This is a genomic window from Mycobacterium sp. ML4, from assembly GCF_054515735.1.
Genome location: NZ_JBTNSY010000009.1, coordinates 35,285 through 51,692, shown reverse-complemented (window position 1 = coordinate 51,692; position 16,408 = coordinate 35,285). Strand labels below are relative to the sequence as shown.

Sequence of the window (16,408 nt, the reverse complement as noted above, 5' to 3'; positions counted from 1 at the left end):
TCGCAGAATCGGCACAGCGATGACATCCGGCGCACGTGGTGCGGCCGCGATTTCGACGGCCCCCGACGTCGACCGGCTGCTGGCCGGCTACCGCACGGCACGCGCCCAAGAAGCGCTCTTCGACCTGCGTGACGGTCCCGGTGGCGGCTATGACGAGTTCGTCGACGCCGAGGGTGAGGTCCGCCGCGGCTGGACCGAGCTCGCCGACACGATCTCCCAGGGCGGGCGCGCCGGGCTGGACCGGATGCGCTCGGTGGTGCACAGCCTCATCGATCACGACGGCATCACCTACACAGATCCGACCAGAGACGTACCCCCCACCGGCCACGGGCCGGAGCCCGGTCCGTGGAGTCTGGACACGCTGCCGCTGGTGGTGTCCGCGGCCGACTGGGAGGTGCTCGAAGCCGGGCTGGTGCAGCGCTCGCGCCTGCTCGACGCGGTGCTGGCCGACCTGTACGGGCCACGCCGCCTGCTCACGGAGGGCCTGCTGCCCGCCCCGCTGGTTTTCGCCCATCCCGGATACGTGCGCCCCGCCAACGGAATCACGGTGCCCGGCCGACACCAGCTGTTCATGCATGCCTGCGACCTCAGCCGGTTGCCGGGCGGCGGATTTCAGGTCAACGCCGACTGGACGCAGGCGCCCTCGGGTGCCGGTTATGCCCTGGCCGACCGCCGCGTGCTGGCCCATGCGATCCCCGATCTGTACGAGCGGATCGCCCCGCGGCCGACGACGCCGTTCGCGCAGGCGTTGCGCCTGGGCCTGATCGACGCCGCACCCGATGTGGTGCAGGACCCGGTGGTGGTGGTGCTCAGCCCCGGCATTTACTCCGAGACGGCCTTCGACCAGGCGCATCTGGCGACACTGCTGGGTGTTCCACTGGTTGAGAGCGCAGATCTGGTGGTGCGGGACGGGAAATTGTGGATGCGTTCGCTGGGCACCCTCAAGCGGGTCGACGTGGTGTTGCGCCGCGTCGACGCTCCGTATGCCGACCCCCTGGATCTGCGGGCCGATTCCCGCCTGGGCGTGGTCGGCCTGGTGGAGGCGTTGCACCGTGGCACGGTGACCGTGGTCAACACGCTGGGTAGCGGCATTCTGGAAAGCCCTGGGCTGCTGCGGTTTCTGCCCGAGATGGCCGAGCGCCTGCTCGGTGAGGATCCGCTGCTGCCCACCGCGCCGGTGTACTGGGGCGGTATCCCCGCCGAACTGTCGCACCTGTTGGCCAACCTGTCGTCGCTGCTGATCAAACCCACTGACGGGGGGGAGATTCTGGTCGGGCCGACGCTTTCGGCGGCGCAGCTGACCGAACTGGCGGCGCGGATCGAGGCGGTGCCCTGGCGGTGGGCAGGCCAGGACCTGCCGTCGTTCTCCTCGGCGCCGACAGACCATGCCGGGGTGTTGTCCTCGGCAGGCGTCGGGATGCGGCTTTTCACCGTCGCGCAACGCAGCGGCTATGCACCCATGATCGGCGGCCTGGGCTACGTGGTGGCCCCCGAGCCGGGCGCGTACACACTGAAAACTGTTGCGGCCAAGGATGTTTGGGTGCGTCCGACGGAACGGGCGATCGCCGAGACGATCAGCCTGCCATCGGTTCGCGAGCCCGTCAAGGCCGGTGCGGGCAGTTGGACGGTGAGTTCGCCGCGGGTGCTCTCCGACCTGTTCTGGATGGGACGCTACGGCGAACGTGCGGAGAACATGGCCCGGTTGCTGATCGTCGCGCGCGAGCGTTATCACGTCTACCGCCACCACCAGGACACCGAAGAGAGCGAGTGCGTGCCGGTGCTGATGGCCGCGCTGGGCCAGATCACCGGGACCGACACCGGGGCGACGAACGACGGCGACTCCGACAAGGCAGAGATCATCGCCGTCGCACCCTCGATGCTGTGGTCGCTGACGGTGGATCTGGACCGGCCGGGATCGCTGATCCAGTCGGTGGAGGGGCTGGCGCTGTGCGCGAGGGCGGTGCGTGACCAGTTGTCCAACGACACCTGGATGGTGCTGGCCAATGTGGAACGCGCCGTGGGACTGCGCTCCGACCCGCCGCAATCCCTGGCCGAGGCTGACGCCCTGCTGGCCACGGCCCAGTCGCAGGCGCTGGCGGGGATGCTGACGCTGTCCGGGGTGGCCGGTGAGTCGATGGTGCACGACGTCGGCTGGACCATGATGGACATCGGCAAGCGCATCGAGCGCGGGTTGTGGCTGACCGCCCTGCTGATCGACACCCTGAGCGTCGTGCGGAGCACCGTCGCCGAACAGTCGGTCGTGGAGGCGATGCTGGAGGCGTGCGAGTCGTCGGTGATCTACCGGCGGCGGACGCTGGGCAAGATCAGCGTTGCCGCGGTGGCCGAACTGATGCTGTTCGACGCGCAGAATCCGCGGTCGCTGCTGTTCCAGCTGGAGCGTCTGCGCACCAACCTCAAAGGTCTGCCCAGTTCATCGGGGTCCTCGCGGCCGGAACGGCTGGTCGAGGAGATCAGCACCAGGCTGCGCCGGTCGGATCCCATAGAACTGGAGGAGATCACCGACGGGTACCGCAAGGAGCTGGCCGCGCTGTTGGGCGCCGTGCATACGGCCCTGCGTGACCTGGCGGACGTGATCACCGCGACCCAGCTGTCGCTGCCCGGCGGTATGCAGCCGTTGTGGGGCGGCCCCGACGAGCGCCGCACGATGCCGGCCTAATCCTCGATCCACCGATGGGCTGTCGACGTATCGGCCAAATTGATTCTGGTAGCGATTTCTGAGGGCGGGCAGCGGTAGTCGCAGGTCTGCCCAGCTTTCCTGTCGTCGCTGCGGGTCGGGCCTTGCGGCTGATGGTCCGGCGTGGACGGGTTGGGGTGGGGGCTCGTGCGGGCGCCCATAGCGGTCATGTGGCGGAGCAGGCGGGGTAGTTGATTTCACCGACACCCGGCTCTAACCGTCCGGGATTGTCAGCGATCTGCACGATGCCGATGGCGTCGTAGGTCCGAGTGAAGTTTTCGAAGAGGTTGCCGTCCATGACTTGGATGTGGAACGCGTCGAAGACCAGGCGCACCGACGGTGAATCGACGGCCTTCACGATTTGGTAAGCGTCAAGCACATGGTGGACCAACATTCCGGGAACCCCGCCTCGTTAGTGTTAGTCGGTTCGATGCCGATCACGACGCCGAACTTCTCGGCCACGGGGGTCAGGCGCTTGAGGTTCTTCGTCATGTTGGTGAGTTGCACGGCGAGGGGCGTCCGGAGGTCACGCCCGGAAATGGTGGTCAAGAATTTGCCCCCGACCGCTGGGCCGCCTCGATTAATGTGATCAAATCACGCTGCCGTTGGTCCTGGGCGGACGAATCGGCAGTGCCCCAAAGGCGCTTGTTCCAGGCGTCTACGTTGTTGACAAAACAACCCATTCGCAGGCCCCGCTTAGCCAATGCTGCTCCGATGGCATCCTGTTGCGCGTTGGAGCGTCGGCAGACCCGGCATGTTCAGCCGAACTCGGTGGCAATTGCAGCGCCGTTACAAAACGGACCGTTTCGCCGGGCGGTGTCGTTGATAATCGGGTATGGCAACCGCTCCTTCGGGAGGCCGCAGATGCGCCGACACAACCGTGACGATTCTGCTACTCATCGGGCACGCGTTGATGGTCCTGTTCACGCTGTGGGTCCTGGAAGGAATCGTCAGCTACCAGGAATACCGGGAGTCCAGGTGCAGCTACCATAATCTTGACTGCACTAACCAGTGGGTCGCTGTTGCTGCATGGATCGCTGGGGGCGGCAGTGGGCTGCTATTCATCCTGGACCTTGTGTTCGCAATCAGGTGGATGACGAAGCTCCGACTGGCCTTCTACGTGCCACTACTGGGCTGCGTCGGCCAGGCCGTTGTCTTTGTGGCCACCGACGTCGTCGGTCGCTGGTCGCCTTGAATGCGCACCGAAAATCTGCTCAGCGGTTGACGATTACTCCCCGGGGTTTGGCCAAACTCGCCGGCGATCTCGGCAAATGCTATGTGCCTCACGCTTGCAGCTACTTTTTCGATATCAACCACTGCCCATGCCCCCTTGCTCTGACGGTTATTCCATCCGTCTTTGTTACATATTTTCGAACCACTCCCGCAAGTCATCATCCATGCGCAACCAACACTGGCGTGAACCTCGGCCGAAGGCGTGGCCGCCCCCGGCGGTAGCACCAGGTGTTTGTCGCGCCCGAACCATCCCCAGCGATGCCTTGAATTGACTATGCAGCAGCGCTTTACGGACATCGACACCAAGGTCAACTGTGCGTAGTGCGGTGACGGCGTTGATCGCCCGAGTGCGCTCGGCGACCATCCCTTGAACCCCACCCAATTCATCGGTGGATCGAGGTCTAAGCTGTGGGCTGGTGCCCCCGGCGGCACTTTCGCGGACCCAAACTCACCGGGTCCGGCCGGCCGGCCCGCGTCGACCGCAAGCCCAGTGTCAGCTGGCCGCGCGCAACTGCGAGGTCATCTCGTCGATAACTGTATGGACGAACTGCATCTTGTTCAGCACCGCGGGCGGCAGCACGAAGGGGTACAGGTCGTCGTGTCCCATCGACCGGTTCACCATGTTCAGCGACCACGACAACGGCAGCCACATCTCGATGATGGTGGCAAATGCGCTGGGCCCCAACGGCGGCCGGTCGAACGTCGCGGCCGCCGGCGCCAGGCCGCACGACGCCGAAGTGTCCAGGGTGTCGCGGATGTGCAGGTAGTGCGCGAACGTCTCGGCCCAGTCCTCGGCGGGATGCATGGTGGCGTAGGACGAGACGAAAGTCTCCTGCCAGCCCTGCGGCGCCCCTTCGCTGTAGTGGCGATCCAGTGCCGCCTGGTAGTCGGCGTCGGGGTCGCCGAACAGCTGGTTGAAGCGCTCCAGATACTCCGGCGACCTGATCAGCCGGTAGAAGTAGTAGTGCCCGACCTCGTGCCGGAAGTGCCCGAGCAGGGTGCGGTACGGCTCCTCCATCTCCACCCTGAGCTGCTCGCGGTGGACGTCGTCGCCTTCAGCCAAATCCAGTGTGATGACCCCGTTTTCGTGCCCGGTGATGACGTGCTCATGCGAGCTGGACAGCAGCCGGAAAGCCAAACCGTAATCCGGGTCCTGGTCGCGTCCGATGATCGGCAGCTTCAACTCGTGCAACTCGGCGACCAGCCGGCGCTTGGCCGCCTCGGCCCGCGCGAACTCGGCCAGACCGACGGTGTCGCCGTCGTTGGGCCGTTCGATAGTCAGCGCACACGACTCGCACAAGCCACCCGGATGGTTCACCGGGACCAGCCAATTGCATTCCGCAACATACAAATTCGCGCACAACCGATACTCGTTGGCGGCCACCGCGCCGGCGTGGTCACTTTCTTCGTGTTTGGCGATCACCAGCAGTGCCATCTGGTCGAGGGAGAACCCCAGCGCGCTGCCGCAGGACAAGCACTCCGAATTCTCGAATGCCAGGCGCTGGCCGCAGTTGGGGCAGTGGAAGTCACGCATGGAGCGCATTTCCTTCGAACGGGACGACGTCGACACCGACATCGATCACGCTACGCTTCGAGTTCGTATAGATGATGCCTCGTAGCGGCGGTACGTCCGCGTAGTCGCGGCCGCGTCCGACAACGATGTAGCGCTGGTCAACCAGTTGGTCGTTGGTGGGATCAAGTCCCAGCCATTCGAAGTGACCTGGCTGCTGTGGCGTCCACACCGACGCCCATGCGTGGGTGGCGTCAATGCCTATCATTCGGTCCTTTCCCGGGGGCGGGTCGGTCGCCAGGTACCCGGACACGTAGCTGGCGGCCAAACCATTGGCACGCAGACAGGCGATAGCCAACCGCGCGAAGTCTTGGCATACCCCCTCGCGGGCCGCCAGAACCTCGTTGACGCGTGTCGAAACGGTGGTCGAGCCGGAACGGTAGGTGAAATCGCGGAAAATCCGCGATGCGAGGTCGCGCAGCACCTCAACCAGCGGCCGTTCGGGCTCGAAACTGGGCGCAGCGTAGTCGCGTACCGCGTCGGTGATCTCGGGCGGCGTCAGATCCAGCGCGAAGTCGGTCGCCAACGCTCCCTGCGCCCCGCTCGGCCGGGAGTGCTCCCACGGTTGCACAGCCGGCCCGGTGCTGAAAACCGCGCTGGCCCGCGGCGCGACGTCGACGATCGAGTCGCTGGTGATGGTCAGGACCCGGTGCGGCTGGGTGACGTGGAAATACGAGCTGATGTTTCCGTAGGTGTCGCGGCTGGTCGAGCTGTCGGCCGGGGCCGGGTCGATGATCAGTTCATGCGCGACGCAGCGTTGCCGCATCGAGTCCCGCGGCGTGAGAAACCCGCGTCCGTACGAGCTGGTGACGACATCGGAGTAGCGGTACTCCGTGCGGTGGGTGATTCGGTAACGTTTTGCGGCCGGCTGGGCCGACCACCCGTTCGACTCCTCAGACGGCAACGACAACCTCCCCTGTCAGCGGGTGGCGGCAAGCCTAGCTCACGTGACTTGCTGACAGTTTGTACCGCAGGTCTACTCCGCGCCCAAACGGGAACGCCGTTCGCTGGGAAGAGAGGGGCCGGCCCGTCCGGGGACACGAAATCAAGTCGCTGGCCGACCTCGCTGGCGAAGGCCCCCGTGTCGTGACCACGCTGACAAGCTGCTGGCCTGGTTGGGCGCCGCGCCGCGCTGCCACAACCGGACGCGGTCGGTTAAGTAGCGATCACCTGGTCCAGGTCGTCGATGCAGGACTCCACCAGGGCGACCAGCACCGACTGGTTCGTGGTCTGCGCCGCTTCATGCAGCCCGGACGCGTAATGCCGAGCCGCCGAAGCATGCACGCTCGCCGCCCGCGGATCGGCGTCGGCAAGGGCAATCCCGGCCGCAAGGTCGGTGATCGCGTCATACAGGGCCGGCGGATTCCATTCCGCAAGCGCCGGGGTGACGGCGCGGGCGAGGTGCAGCACGCACGCTGCAAGCAGGCCCAATTTCGCGGCGTATCGGTCGGACACGCGGACGGTGTCGCGTAACCCCCATCGTCGCGGCGAGCGCTGGGTCAGCATCCGGGCGGTACTGCGCGCGTCGATGAGTCGGCCCAGCTGGTGGTGCAACTGATCGAAGGCGGGCAACTGCCAGTCGGCGTCGCGACCGTCGGGTTCGCTCATCGCATCGACGACCTGAGTGAGGATGTCATGCAGCGCGGCCAGTACCCCGGCTCGCGCATTGCTGAGCACGGTGACCGGATTGGCCGGAAACAGCAGCATGCTGAACACCAGGGCCAGTCCCCCGCCGATCACCACGTCGATCAGCCGTTCGTTCACCACTCTGCCCTGATGGGCGAACACCACAACCAGAACCGCCGCCGAGGCGGTCTGATTGAAAAACGTCACGCCCTGGGCGAAGAATCCCCGCCCGATCAGCACCGCGACGGAAAGCGAGAAGAGAACCGCGATCGCGATGGCCAGCGCGCGGACGCCCAGCATTCCGACCACCTGGTCACCGAGCAGGATCCCCAGCGCCACGCCGACGATCATCTGTCCGGCCCGGCGCGCGCGGACCATGTTGGTCGCCGAGAGACTCACCACCGCGGTCAGCGGCGCGAAGATCGGCTGCGGCTCGCCGAGCAGATTGTGGGCGATGTACCACGACAGGCCGGCGGCGACCGACGTCTGGGTGATCGGCCACAGAACGGCGCGCAGACGGCGCACCGAGGCGACACCGGTGTGTGACGCTCTGGCCAGCAGCGAAGTGCTCATGAGGGTTAATTACCGCAGCGCGTGGCCACGGCGGTCGCAATTTGAGATAACGCGCCGAACTCGAGCCGTCGAGCGCACAATCGATCTGTGGCCACCTGGGAAGACGTGGCCCGCGTCGTCGGTGAGCTGCCGCTGACCACCGAGCAGTCACCGCGCGACTGGCGGGTGGGCAAGAAGTTGATGGCGTGGGAGCGGCCGCTGCGCAAGTCCGACGTTGAGGCGCTGACCCGCAGCGGGAGACAGCCGCCATCGGGCGACATCCTCGGCGTGCGGGTGCCCGACGAAGGGGTGAAGCTCGCACTGATCGCCGACGAGCCGGACGTGTACTTCACGACCCCGCACTTCGACGGTTACCCCGCGGTGCTGGTAGAGCTGGCCGCCATCGCAGTCGAAGACCTGCGGGCGCTCATCACCGAGGCATGGCTGGCCCACGCGCCGAAGCAGCTGGTCAAGGAGTTTCTGGCCAGGTCATCCTGACCGCGGATCGACCACCTGTTGCAGATCGTCGGCTCGTCCGGAGACGACATCGGCCAGCACCACTTCGGCGGCAGCCGTCGCGGACCTGATCGCACATCGCGCCCCCAGGGTCCTGGGGCGGGCCGTCGGCCGATCCCACCTGCTGAGTGGCCCGCCGGCACCGCCGTTTGCCATTCAGCCGGCACGGCTCAGCGACCATCGCGCCGTACTTCACCCCTTGATCGGGTGATGAACAAGACGCCGGCAAAAGACCCCCCAAAGGTTCGCCGGCTGCGGCGAGTTCGCCGCTGAGCTGACGGCATTGACGATTTAAGCTTGGGGGCGCAACTCGAACAGCGGAATGACCCGCTCGGTTTTCTCCTGGTACTCGGCGAAGCCGGGCGCCGCAGCGGTGATCTGCTTGAAGATCGCGTCGCGCTCGGCGCGGTTCAGTTCGTGCGCCGTGACGTCGAACGCCTCGGTGCCCAGCTCGACATGTGCGGACGGATTCGCCCTCAGGTTGTGCACCCAGGCCGGATCGACCGGCGCTCCGGCGAACGACCCGATGATGATCAGCCTGCCGTCGATGCGGAAATAGGCCAGGGGTGCGATACGGGGCTGACCCGATCTGGCGCCCGTAGTGGTGAGCAACAGCAGATCGGCGTTGGCGAATTGGCCGCCGACTTTGCCCCCGTTGGAACGGAATTCGTCGACGATTCCGTTGTTGAATGCCTTGATCGTGTCGGTGTCTGGTCTCATGCCCCGTCAACCGATCTCGGTCTGGCGTCTATTCCCGACTCCTTGCGCTGCTGGGCGGTGATCGGCGCCGGGGCATCGGTCAGCGGGTCGACACCGCCGCCGGTCTTGGGGAATGCGATCACCTCACGGATCGAGTCGACGTGGGACAGCAGCGCGTTGATGCGGTCCCAGCCGAACGCGATGCCGCCGTGCGGCGGCGCACCAAAGGTGAACGCCTCCAACAGGAATCCGAATTTCTGCTCGGCTTCGGCCTGGTCCAGGCCCATCACCGCGAACACCCGTTCCTGGATGTCTCGGCGGTGGATACGGATGGAGCCTCCCCCGATCTCGTTGCCGTTGCAGACGATGTCGTAGGCGTCGGCCAGTACGGAGCCGGGATCGGCCTCGATGCTGTCCTCGTGCTCGCGTTTGGGTGAGGTGAACGCATGATGCACCGCCGTCCAGGCACCCGCGCCCACCGCCACGTCACCGGAGGCCGTGGCATCCTCGGCGGGCTCGAACAACGGCGGATCGACGATCCAGACGAACGCCCACGCGTCCGGGTCGATCAGGCCCAGCCGGCGCGCGATCTCGGTACGCGCCGCACCCAGCAGTGCCCGGGACGTTTTCACCGGGCCGGCGGAGAAGAAGATGCAGTCCCCGGGCTCGGCGCCGACATGGGCGGCCAGCCCGTCGCGTTCGGCGTCGGACAGGTTCTTGGCGACCGGGCCAGCCAGGGTTCCGTCCTCACCGACCAGCACGTAGGCCAGGCCGCGGTGTCCGCGCTGCTTGGCCCATTCCTGCCAGCCGTCCAGTGTGCGGCGCGGCTGCGAAGCGCCGCCCGGCATCACGACGGCGCCGACGTAGGGTGCCTGGAACACCCGAAATGTGGTGTCCTTGAAGAACTCTGTGCATTCGACCAGCTCCAGCCCGAACCGCAGATCGGGCTTGTCGGAGCCGAACCGTCGCATCGCGTCGGCGTACGTCATCCGCGGGATGGGCGTCGGGATCCGGTAGCCGATCAGTGCCCAGAGTGCGGTCAGGATCTCCTCGGAGATCGCGATGACGTCCTCGACGTCGACGAAGCTGAGCTCCATGTCGAGCTGGGTGAATTCGGGCTGGCGGTCGGCGCGGAAATCCTCGTCCCGGTAGCAGCGCGCGATCTGGTAGTACCGCTCCATCCCGGCCACCATCAGCAACTGCTTGAACAGCTGCGGGCTCTGCGGCAGCGCGTAGAACATCCCGGGGTGCAGTCGTGCCGGCACCAGGAAGTCCCGCGCGCCTTCCGGCGTCGACCGGGTGATCGTCGGCGTCTCGATCTCCACGAAGTCGTGGCGCCCCAGCACCTCCCGGGCCGCGGCATTGACTTTGGAACGCAACCGGATTGCAGCGGTCGGGCCGTCGCGGCGCAGGTCCAGGTAGCGGTACTTCAGCCGCAGCTCCTCCCCCGCAGGCTCGTCGAGCTGGAACGGCAGCGGCGCCGATTCACCCAGCACGGTCAGCGACGTGGCGTTGACTTCGATATCGCCGGTGGCGATGTCCGGGTTCGCGTTGCCTTCCGGGCGGATCTCGACGACACCGGTGACGGCGATGCAGAACTCCGAGCGCAGCCGGTGCGCCTGGGCCAGCACCTCACGCTCGCGGAACACCACCTGCGCGACCCCGGACGCCTCGCGCAGATCGATGAAGATCACGCCCCCGTGATCGCGGCGGCGGGCCACCCACCCGGCCAAGGTCACCTGCTGCCCGGCATCGCCCTCCCGTAACGAACCCGCGGCGTGGCTGCGCAGCACAAATACTCCTTTACACCGGGTGAGAATGACTGCCCAGTCTAGAGGGCCGGTTGATTTGCCCGATCCTGCCGGTACTTTTGGCTGCATCGCAACCGATATTGCACTCGTGGGGCCCGGCGCCGTCGGGACGACCGTCGCCGCGCTGCTGCACGCGGCCGGACACGGCGTGCTGATCTGCGGTCACACCCCCCGCCCCGATTCTCGAGGAATCGAACTGCGACCCGACGGTTCGGACCCGGTCGTGGTACCCGGCCCGGTGCATACCGAGCCCGCCAGCGTCAGTGGACCGGTGGACGTGCTGATTCTTGCGGTCAAAGCCACTCAGAACCCCGCGGCCCGGGCATGGCTGGCCCGGCTGTGCGGCGAGAACACCATCGTCGCCGTCCTGCAGAACGGTGTCGAACAAGTCGAACAGGTCGCGCCGTACTGCCGGTCTCCGCACGTCATACCCGGCAGTGTGTGGTTCTCGGCCGAGACGCAGCCCGGTGGGTGGGTGCGGTTACGTGGCGAAGCGGCGCTGGTGGTGCCCACCGGGCCGGCCGCCGAATCGTTTGCCGAGCTGCTGCGCGGCGCGGGTTGCCAGGTGGACTGCGACCCCGATTTCCGCACGCTGAACTGGCGCAAACTGTTGCTCAACGCCCTGGCCGGATTCATGGCGCTGTCCGGACGACGGTCCGGTATGTTCCGCCGCGACGACGTGGCCGAACTGGGGCGACGCTACGTGTCGGAGTGCCTGGCCGTGGCGCGCGCCGAAGGCGCACGGCTCGGCGATGACGTGGTAGAGCACATGGTGAGTTCGTTTCAGGTGGTCCCCGAAGACATGGGCACCTCGATCCTGGCGGACCGGGAAGCGCACCGGCAGATGGAATGGGACTTGCGCAACGGGGTGATCATCCGCAAAGCCAGGGTCCATGGCCTGGCCACCCCGATCAGCGACGTGTTGGTACCGCTGCTCGCCGCGGCCAGCGACGGGCCCGGCTGAATGCTGCGGCGAACTGTTCATTGCCCGGAAACCGTTCCCGCGCAACCTGCGCACTTGCACCCACACCCGGTTCGCCGCCACACAGCAGCGATAGGCTGTTTCCGCGCGGGTGAAACTCTAATTCCGGGGAGCGTGCGATGACCTTCAACGAGGGTATGCAGATCGACACCAGTTCCGCGACGTCCTCGGGCGGCGGGATGGGCCGGATGGCTATTGGTGGTGGCATCGGCGGTCTGCTGTTGGTGGTGGTGGCCATGCTGCTCGGCGTCGACCCCGGCGGCGTGATCAGCCAGCAGCCGCTCGACTCGCGCGAGGACGTGGCACCGGGTTTCGACTTGAGCCGATGCAAGACCGGAGCCGATGCCAACAAGTACGTGCAGTGCCGCGTGGTCGCGACCAGCAACTCTTTGGACGCGGTGTGGAAGCAGCTGATGCCGAAGTACACCCGCCCGCACCTGCGACTGTTCAGCGGCCAGGTGAGCACCGGTTGCGGCCCTGCCAGCAGTGACGTCGGTCCGTTCTACTGCCCGGTGGACAAGACCGCCTACTTCGACACCGATTTCTTCCAGGTGCTGGTCACCCGGTTCGGTTCCAGCGGCGGACCTTTCGCGGAAGAATACGTGGTGGCCCACGAGTACGGGCACCACGTGCAGAACCTTCTCGGGGTACTCGGACGCGCCCAGTCAGGAGCGCAGGGCGCCACCGGCAGCGGGGTCCGTACCGAGTTGCAGGCCGACTGTTACGCCGGGGTGTGGGCGCACTACGCGTCCACCGTCAAGCAGGAGAGTACCGGTCAGCCGTTCCTGCAGCCGTTGAGCGACAAAGACATTCAGGACGCACTCTCTGCGGCCGCATCGGTGGGTGATGATCGGATTCAGCGGCAGGTGAACGGGCGCGTGAACCCGGAGTCCTGGACCCACGGCTCGTCCGCGCAGCGACAGAAGTGGTTCACCACCGGATACTCGACCGGCGAGCCGAACAAGTGCGACACGTTCAACACCAACGATCTGGGGTGAGGCTCGAGCATCCGATCACGGTCGGCACCGCTGAGTTCAACGCAGACCAGCATCGGTACTACGACTGGATGCGCCGGGAGTCGCCGGTCTATCGGGGCCGATTGGCGTTGCGACCGCCGGACCAGGACGTCTACTTCATCTCTCGCTACCAAGACTGCCTGGAGCTGGTCACCGACCCGCGGATCCGCCGAGCGCCCGACGGCGCCGCCGAGGACACTTCGGTGGTGCCCGAGGCGATCCGCCTGCTGACCACCGACACGATGGTCTACCAGGACGACCCGTCGCACCTGCGGCTGCGCAAGCTGGTGAGCCGGCCGTTCACCCCGCGTGCGATCGCCCGACTGCGGGACCGTATCCGCGCGGTCGCACGCGAATTGCTCGACGGCTTCGAGCCCGGGCAGCGCATCGACCTGCACCAGACGTACGCGTTGCCGGCTCCAACCACGGTGATCAGCGAAATGGTCGGCGTGCCAGGCAAGGACCGGTCCACGTTCTACGGCTTCATCGAGCTGCTGTTCGAGGCGATGCTGAACCACAACGCGAACTCCGCCGGCGAGCAGATGCAGGCGTTCGTCGCATATTTGCGTGATCTGATTGAACAGCGCCGTGTCCATCCTGGCCCGGACATCATCACCACGTTGCTCGATACGCGTGAAGACGGCAGCAGCGCGACCGACGACGAAATCGTCGCGATGGTGTTCCTGCTCATCACCGGCGACTACCAAACCACCCCGAACGTGATCACCAACGGCGTCGCCGCGCTACTCGCCCACCCCGACCAACTTCGCCTGCTGCAACAGCAGCCTCAACTCATCGGCAGGGCCGTCGAAGAGATTCTTCGCTACTCCGGCACCGTCGGCGGCACCGAAGCAACGACCTTCGCCGGCGAGGACATCACCCTGCACGGAGTCACCATCCCACGTGGGGCGATGGTGACGACGCTGCTGACGTCGGCCAACCGCGACCCCGCACAATTCCCCGACCCCGACCGTTTCGACATCACTCGCAGCCCGAACGACCATCTCGCATTCAGCAGGGGCAGCCACTTCTGCCTGGGCTCACACCTGGCGCGGCTGGAGACCGGAATCATCATCGGCGAACTGATCACCCGATTCCCGAGCCTCGAACTGGCCGTAGCGCCGGAAGAGCTACGCCTGCAACCCATTCCGCTGCTCAACCGCTACGAACAGGTGCCACTGGTGCTGGCCTGAGGTTCACGAACCGGCCAGCAGGGCTGCCAACTCGGCACGACCCTGGTCATCGAGCGCCAGCAGCGGGGCCCGCGGGTCGCCGACCGGGAAGCCGAGCAGATCCAAGCCAGCCTTGACGGTGGTGGGCAGCCCGCCCGCAACGATGAAGTGCAACAGCGGCTTGAGGTCGTCGTAAAGGATCTGCGCCTTCTCGAAATCGTCCGCGCGCACCGCGTTGTACAGATCGATACATGGCTGTGGTCTCAGATTTGGTGCGGCGGTGCACCATCCGGAAGCCCCGACCCGCAGCGCATCGAGCACCAGCGGATTACTGCCGTTGTAGAACGGCAGCTGGCCCTCGCTGAGTTCGGCGATCCGGCGCATCCGGCTCAGGTCACCGGTGGACTCCTTCACCATTGCGACATTGTCGATGTTGTCGAACAAGGTGACCAGCAATTCGGGGCTCATGTCCACGCCACTGGTGGCCGGGTTGTTGTAGGCCATGATCGGGATACCGATCGACGCGCCGATGCTGCGGTAGTGCTGAGCGATCTCGCGGTCGGTGAGCTTCCAGTAGGAGACCGGCAGGATCATCACCGCTTCGGCCCCCGCCTGTTCGGCGTATTGGGCACGCCGAATTGTGCTGGCGGTAGTCAGATCTGACACGCCGACCACGACCGGGACCCGGCCGCTGACAGCGGCCATCGTGGCGTCTACGACGGCATCGAACTCCGATTCGTCTAGGTAGGCCAGCTCGCCGGTGCTGCCGAGCGGGGCGATGGCGTGGACCCCGGAAGACACCAGGCGATCGACCAGTGCCGTCAGCCTCTTGGTGTCGACGGCGGCCGTATCGGCGGTGAAGGGGGTGACCGGGTAGGCGATGATTCCGTGGATCTCAGGCATGTTTCCTCGAATTCTGTTGGCGGACAGTCGCTTAGCCGTCGAGAGCATCCGGGTGACGCGCCAGGGTACGGCGTGCATAGTAGGCGAAGTTCGCCCTGCTGCGCGAGCGCGTGAGCGTCCAGTCATGCGCCTCGCGAGCCAGTTCGGCGGGCAGCTCTTTGACGGTGCCGGCGGCCATGGCTGCCAGCTGCAACTTCGCGGCGCGCTCGATCAATACCGCCAGTGAACATGCCTCTTCCACACTGGCGCCGGCCACCACCTGCCCATGATGTGCCAGCAGGGCGGCCTTCTTATCGCCGAGCGCCGCGGAGATGATCTCGCCCTCCTCGTTGCCGACCGGCACACCCGGCCAGGTGGCCAGAAACGCGCAATCGTCGTAGAGCGGCGTGACATCCATGTGCGAGACGACCAGCGGCACCTCGAGCATGGACAGCGCTGCCACATGGAACGGATGGGTGTGCACGATGCATTGCACATCCGGCCGGGCGCGATAGATCCAGCTGTGAAACCGGTTGGCCGGGTTGGCCATTCCGGATCCTGCCAAGACATTGAGGTCCTCGTCGACCAGCAGCAGGTTGCCCTCGGTGATCTCGTCGAAGCCCAGGCCCAGGCGCTGGGTGTAGAAGGTGCCCGACTGCTCGGCGCGCGCGGTGATCTGCCCGGCCAGTCCCGAGTCGTGACCGGCGTCGAACAGGGCCCGGCAGGTGAGCGCGACTTTCTGCCTGGTGGTCAACTGGGAATCAGGACTCTGGGCGTCCAGACGTTCCTGCGCTCGACGCATCAATTCGGCTTTCGACTCTGAGAAAGTGGTTGCCATCAGCGACCCCCAGATCGGGAATGTGTGACACGATAGTAGCACTATAGGAAACTTTGTGTCATGAGAGGCGTCGCCGGTGACCGCTCTCCTTCGGACAATCCGCAAGCAACGGGGCCTCACCCTCGAACAGCTGGCCGCGCAGAGCGGACTGACGAAAAGTTACCTTTCCAAGATCGAGCGGGGTCAGAGCACGCCCTCGATCGCGGTGGCCCTGAAAGTGGCGCGGGCACTCGATGTCGACGTCGGCAGGCTTTTCTCCGACGCTGCCGCCGAGGACCGGATCACCGTCGACCGCGCCGATCTTGCCGGCGGCCGCTACCGCGCGCTGGCCACGACGTTGCTGGCCAAATCCATGTCCCCGTTCGTCGTCCGGCCAACTCAAGCGGCGTGTGACGATCCGCACCCCAAGCATGCCGGCCAGGAGTTTGTTTTTGTGCATGCCGGCGTCGTCGAACTGACCTACGGCAAACAGATCATCACTCTGGGCGCGGGAGACAGTGCGTATTTCGACGCCTCCGTCGGCCATCAGCTCAGGGCAGTTGGCCCGGAGCCGGCCGAGGTTGTCGTCGTCACCCACCCCGGTCACTGATCCGCGTGTCCCCTGATCGGGGGACACGGGTAGGCCCCGCTATGGGATACGCATCTTCGCGATGTGTAACGTAGCTTGTTAGTTACACATTGTCATAATGTGGCAACGTGTAACGATAACCAGCAAATATTGACACAGAAAGGAGATAAATCGTGTCCCATGAAACGCTGTTCGCCACGGAAGAGACCACCTACGGCTTGATCTCATTCGTCGTCGACGAAATCACC

General features: G+C 65.7%; 15 protein-coding genes. 7 read left to right on the top strand and 8 right to left on the bottom strand.

The features are described 5' to 3' along the window. Positions 1-19 precede the first annotated feature (19 nt). Positions 20-2,677 (top strand): circularly permuted type 2 ATP-grasp protein, encoded by a 2,658-nt coding sequence (locus tag ACX9NE_RS12000; protein ID WP_459363862.1) that lies wholly within the window; start codon positions 20-22, stop codon positions 2,675-2,677. A 184-nt stretch (positions 2,678-2,861) separates the two neighbouring features. Here ACX9NE_RS12000 and ACX9NE_RS11995 read toward each other — a convergent pair whose 3' ends face one another. Further along, positions 2,862-3,089, bottom strand: coding sequence for a TIM barrel protein (locus ACX9NE_RS11995; RefSeq protein WP_459363863.1), 228 nt, complete (start codon positions 3,087-3,089; stop codon positions 2,862-2,864). 441 nt (positions 3,090-3,530) lie between these two features. On the opposite strand from ACX9NE_RS11995, the gene ACX9NE_RS11990 reads away from it, so the two are divergent. Beyond that, positions 3,531-3,890, top strand: a complete 360-nt coding sequence (locus ACX9NE_RS11990; protein WP_459363864.1) for a DUF6264 family protein — start codon at positions 3,531-3,533, stop codon at positions 3,888-3,890. A gap of 531 nt (positions 3,891-4,421) precedes the next feature. On the opposite strand, the gene ACX9NE_RS11985 is transcribed toward ACX9NE_RS11990, so the two are convergent. The 3 genes from ACX9NE_RS11985 to ACX9NE_RS11975 all read right to left on the bottom strand — a co-directional run bounded on the left by ACX9NE_RS11985 (position 4,422) and on the right by ACX9NE_RS11975 (position 7,697). After that, on the bottom strand, positions 4,422-5,462 hold the full coding sequence (locus ACX9NE_RS11985; RefSeq protein ID WP_459363865.1) for a zinc-binding metallopeptidase family protein: 1,041 nt from the start codon (positions 5,460-5,462) through the stop codon (positions 4,422-4,424). Beyond that, complete coding sequence (locus ACX9NE_RS11980; RefSeq protein WP_459363866.1) at positions 5,455-6,402, bottom strand: transglutaminase family protein; 948 nt, start codon at positions 6,400-6,402, stop codon at positions 5,455-5,457. Before ACX9NE_RS11980 ends, ACX9NE_RS11985 begins: the two co-directional genes overlap by 8 nt. Before the next feature lie 251 nt (positions 6,403-6,653). Then, positions 6,654-7,697, bottom strand: a complete 1,044-nt coding sequence (locus tag ACX9NE_RS11975; RefSeq protein WP_459363867.1) for an FUSC family protein — start codon at positions 7,695-7,697, stop codon at positions 6,654-6,656. Positions 7,698-7,784: 87 nt separating this feature from the next. Here ACX9NE_RS11975 and ACX9NE_RS11970 point away from each other — a divergent pair, with 87 nt between their 5' ends. After that, positions 7,785-8,174: an MmcQ/YjbR family DNA-binding protein gene (locus tag ACX9NE_RS11970; RefSeq protein ID WP_459363868.1), complete on the top strand. Its 390-nt coding sequence runs from the start codon at positions 7,785-7,787 to the stop codon at positions 8,172-8,174. A gap of 309 nt (positions 8,175-8,483) precedes the next feature. On the opposite strand, the gene ACX9NE_RS11965 is transcribed toward ACX9NE_RS11970, so the two are convergent. Continuing rightward, positions 8,484-8,912: a nitroreductase family deazaflavin-dependent oxidoreductase gene (locus ACX9NE_RS11965; protein ID WP_459363869.1), complete on the bottom strand. Its 429-nt coding sequence runs from the start codon at positions 8,910-8,912 to the stop codon at positions 8,484-8,486. After that, positions 8,909-10,711 (bottom strand): aspartate--tRNA ligase, encoded by a 1,803-nt coding sequence (gene aspS / locus ACX9NE_RS11960; protein ID WP_459363900.1) that lies wholly within the window; start codon positions 10,709-10,711, stop codon positions 8,909-8,911. Before aspS ends, ACX9NE_RS11965 begins: the two co-directional genes overlap by 4 nt. Before the next feature lie 58 nt (positions 10,712-10,769). Here aspS and ACX9NE_RS11955 point away from each other — a divergent pair, with 58 nt between their 5' ends. The 3 genes from ACX9NE_RS11955 (at position 10,770) to ACX9NE_RS11945 (ending at position 13,893) form a co-directional block, all read left to right on the top strand. Further along, positions 10,770-11,666, top strand: coding sequence for an oxidoreductase (locus tag ACX9NE_RS11955; RefSeq protein WP_459363901.1), 897 nt, complete (start codon positions 10,770-10,772; stop codon positions 11,664-11,666). 137 nt (positions 11,667-11,803) lie between these two features. Further along, the gene (ypfJ, locus tag ACX9NE_RS11950; RefSeq protein WP_459363870.1) at positions 11,804-12,682 is read left to right on the top strand and encodes a KPN_02809 family neutral zinc metallopeptidase; all 879 of its coding nucleotides are present in this window, start codon (positions 11,804-11,806) and stop codon (positions 12,680-12,682) included. Then, a complete protein-coding gene (locus tag ACX9NE_RS11945; RefSeq protein WP_459363871.1) occupies positions 12,679-13,893 on the top strand; it encodes a cytochrome P450 family protein in 1,215 nt (404 codons plus the stop codon). The genes ypfJ and ACX9NE_RS11945 overlap by 4 nt, the downstream gene beginning before the upstream one ends. Before the next feature lie 3 nt (positions 13,894-13,896). On the opposite strand, the gene ACX9NE_RS11940 is transcribed toward ACX9NE_RS11945, so the two are convergent. Together ACX9NE_RS11940 and ACX9NE_RS11935 are read right to left on the bottom strand one after the other, a co-directional pair. Continuing rightward, on the bottom strand, positions 13,897-14,775 hold the full coding sequence (locus ACX9NE_RS11940) for a dihydrodipicolinate synthase family protein (protein WP_459363872.1): 879 nt from the start codon (positions 14,773-14,775) through the stop codon (positions 13,897-13,899). A gap of 31 nt (positions 14,776-14,806) precedes the next feature. After that, on the bottom strand, positions 14,807-15,592 hold the full coding sequence (locus ACX9NE_RS11935) for an aldolase (protein ID WP_459363873.1): 786 nt from the start codon (positions 15,590-15,592) through the stop codon (positions 14,807-14,809). Positions 15,593-15,668: 76 nt separating this feature from the next. Between ACX9NE_RS11935 and ACX9NE_RS11930 the strand changes: the two genes are divergently transcribed. Next, positions 15,669-16,181, top strand: a complete 513-nt coding sequence (locus ACX9NE_RS11930) for a helix-turn-helix domain-containing protein (protein ID WP_459363874.1) — start codon at positions 15,669-15,671, stop codon at positions 16,179-16,181. Positions 16,182-16,408 lie beyond the last annotated feature (227 nt).